Source organism: Oscillibacter sp. KLE 1728 (assembly GCF_934833455.1).
GTDB lineage: Bacteria > Bacillota > Clostridia > Oscillospirales > Oscillospiraceae > Oscillibacter > Oscillibacter welbionis.
This window is the reverse complement of the sequence record NZ_CAKVVF010000035.1, coordinates 1-2,360: the sequence shown is the minus strand read 5'-3', so window position 1 is coordinate 2,360 and position 2,360 is coordinate 1. Positions and strand designations below refer to the sequence as shown.

The 2,360-nt window shown below is 62.9% G+C and carries 5 protein-coding genes; all 5 read right to left on the bottom strand.

Annotation, left to right across the window (positions count from 1 at the left end; translation table 11 throughout):
* Positions 1-359: primosomal protein N' family DNA-binding protein (locus QVE23_RS05730; protein ID WP_502919071.1), on the bottom strand; the 359-nt coding region annotated here is incomplete at its 3' end.
* 18 nt (positions 360-377) lie between these two features.
* On the bottom strand, positions 378-626 hold the full coding sequence (rpoZ, locus tag QVE23_RS05725; RefSeq protein ID WP_021749899.1) for a DNA-directed RNA polymerase subunit omega: 249 nt from the start codon (positions 624-626) through the stop codon (positions 378-380).
* 61 nt (positions 627-687) lie between these two features.
* A complete protein-coding gene (gene gmk, locus QVE23_RS05720) occupies positions 688-1,284 on the bottom strand; it encodes a guanylate kinase (RefSeq protein ID WP_021749898.1) in 597 nt (198 codons plus the stop codon).
* Between the two features lie 12 nt (positions 1,285-1,296).
* Positions 1,297-1,542, bottom strand: coding sequence for a DUF370 domain-containing protein (locus tag QVE23_RS05715; RefSeq protein ID WP_021749897.1), 246 nt, complete (start codon positions 1,540-1,542; stop codon positions 1,297-1,299).
* Between the two features lie 6 nt (positions 1,543-1,548).
* Positions 1,549-2,360 (bottom strand): YicC/YloC family endoribonuclease (locus QVE23_RS05710; RefSeq protein WP_287967733.1); only part of this gene is annotated, 812 nt, incomplete at its 5' end.

Genomic DNA, 2,360 nt, shown 5'->3' with positions numbered 1-2,360 from the left:
TGCCAGACCTCCCGGATCTGGTACCAGAGTCCGGCGGGCAGGATGGCCTTCACCGCCTCAAACAGCGTGCAGAAGTACCGCTGCCGCAGCCACAATGCCAGGGCGATGCCATCGCCGTCCAGTACCGGCCCTCGGTCCAGGACCGACAGCAGGGGCTTGAGCCCCTGCATCTTTTCACCTGGCGTCCGGGCCAGAATAATGCCCTCACTGGTGCGGTTGCCCCGGCCGAAGGGCACGGTGACCCGGACGCCGGGTACCGCCGTTTCCAGCAGCTCCGGGGGAACCAAGTAGTCATAGGGCTTGTCAATGGAATAGGGCGCGGCGCTCACCGCGATTTTCACGATCTCAGCGGTTTCCATGCCTCGCCCCTCCTGTTGTTACTGTGCCTCTTCCTCCGCCGGCTGTAGATCCTCCGGTTCCTCAATGGTCAGGTCCATGTTTCTGGCGTCCAGCTTGCCGTCCGCCACTTCCTGGATGGCCAGGGTGACGGGCTTCTCCGTCAGATGCTCGCCAGTCTCCTCCGCCTCGTCGGCGATCTGCCGGGCCCGGCGGGCCACCACGTCCACCAGCATATAGCGGTTGGGGATATAGCCGGTCAGCTTGTTCATTGCGGGATACAGCATCATAATGGATCAACTTCCTATCTGCCTTGCAGGCGTAAATTTATTTATGAACAAAGTGCGCGTCTCAGCGTCCGCTGATGATCTCCATGCGCTCCTGGGGCTTGCAGTGCTCCGCCGTGATAATGGCGTTCAGCTCCCCCACCGCATTCTCCACGGTGTCGTTGATGACAAAGTAATCATAGGTGTGGGCCGTCTGAAACTCCACTTTGGCCCGCAGCAGCCGCTTCTGGATCTTCTCGGGGCTGTCGGTGCCCCGCTCTGTCAGGCGGCGCTCCAGCTCCGCCCAGCTGGGAGGGGCGATGAAGATGCGCACCGTGTCCGGCCGCTTGCTGCACACCTGGATGGCGCCCTGGATCTCAATATCCAGGATCACGTCCTTCCCGGCCTCCATGGCATCGTCCACAAACTTCTTGGGTGTGCCGTAGAAGTTCCCCACGTACTCCGCGTACTCCAGGAACTGGTCCATGGCGATCCACTTCCGGAAGGACTCCACGTCCATGAAGTGGTAGTGGATGCCGTCCAGCTCTCCGGGACGCGGGTCCCGCGTGGTGGCCGACACAGAAAAATACAGATTCTTCCGGGACTCCAGCAGGGCCTTGAGCACCGTGCTCTTCCCCACGCCGGAGGGGCCGGAGACCACAAAGGTCCTCCCCTTTCTCATATACACACGCTCCTATTCTTCGTTCTCTCTCTCTTCCTTCGGTGCGAACCGCTCCGGCGGCAGGGCCGACAGTACCACGTGGTCGCTGTCCATGATAAAAATGGATGCGGTCTTGCGGCCATAGGTGGCGTCGATCAGCATTCCCCGCTCCCGGGACTCCTGCACCATGCGCTTGATGGGGGCCGAGTCCGGCCCCACCACAGCCACCAGCCGGTCAGCGGAGACCAGATTGCCGAATCCGATGTTGATGAGCTTCATCTTCCATCACTCCACATTCTGGACCTGCTCCCGCATCTTCTCCACTTCCGCCTTCAGCCCCACCACTACATTGGCAATGGCCACATCGTTGCACTTGGAGCCGATGGTGTTGGACTCCCGGTTGACCTCCTGGATCAGGAAGTCCATCTTCCGGCCCATGGGCTCGTCGCTTGCCAGCATGGTCCGCAGCTGGGCCACGTGGCTCCGCAGGCGGACGGTCTCCTCGTCCACAGCCACCTTGTCCGCGTAGATGGCGGCCTCCATCAGGATCCGCTGCTCGTCGACGGTGGTGCTCTGCAGCACCTCCTCCATCCGGGCGGTGAGCTTGGCGCGGTACTCCGCCACCGTCTCCGGCGACCGCATCTCCACCTGTCCGGTGTAGCGCTCAATGGCGTCCAGCCGGTTGGAGATGTCCTCCGCCAGCTTCTGCCCCTCTACGGCCCGCATGTCATTGTACGCGGCCAGCGCCTCGTCCAAGACCGCGCAGAGGTCGGCGCTGACGGTCTCCAGGTCCTCATCCGCCTTCGTGACGGTGAGGACGTCCGGGAACCGGGCCAGCGTCTCCGGCGCGGGCCGATAGTCCGCTGTGCCGCAGACGTCCGACAGCTCCCCCAGGGCGGCGGCATACTGGGCCGCCAGCTCCCGGTTCACCGCAACCTTGACCACATCCGCGGCAGTGGCGTCCACGGTGATGAACACGTCCACCTTTCCCCGGGACACCGCCTGCTGGACGTGCTTTTTCACCGCGTCCTCCGCAAAGGCATACATCCGGGGCATCTTCACGGTGCAGTCCAGATACCGGTTGTTGACGGAGCGGA

Bases quoted from the DNA above. Each gene is read 5' to 3' on its own strand.
- rpoZ (WP_021749899.1), bottom strand. From the start codon at position 626: ATGATGCTGTATCCCGCAATGAACAAGCTGACCGGCTATATCCCCAAC.
- gmk (WP_021749898.1), bottom strand. From the start codon at position 1,284: ATGAGAAAGGGGAGGACCTTTGTGGTCTCCGGCCCCTCCGGCGTGGGG.
- QVE23_RS05715 (WP_021749897.1), bottom strand. From the start codon at position 1,542: ATGAAGCTCATCAACATCGGATTCGGCAATCTGGTCTCCGCTGACCGG.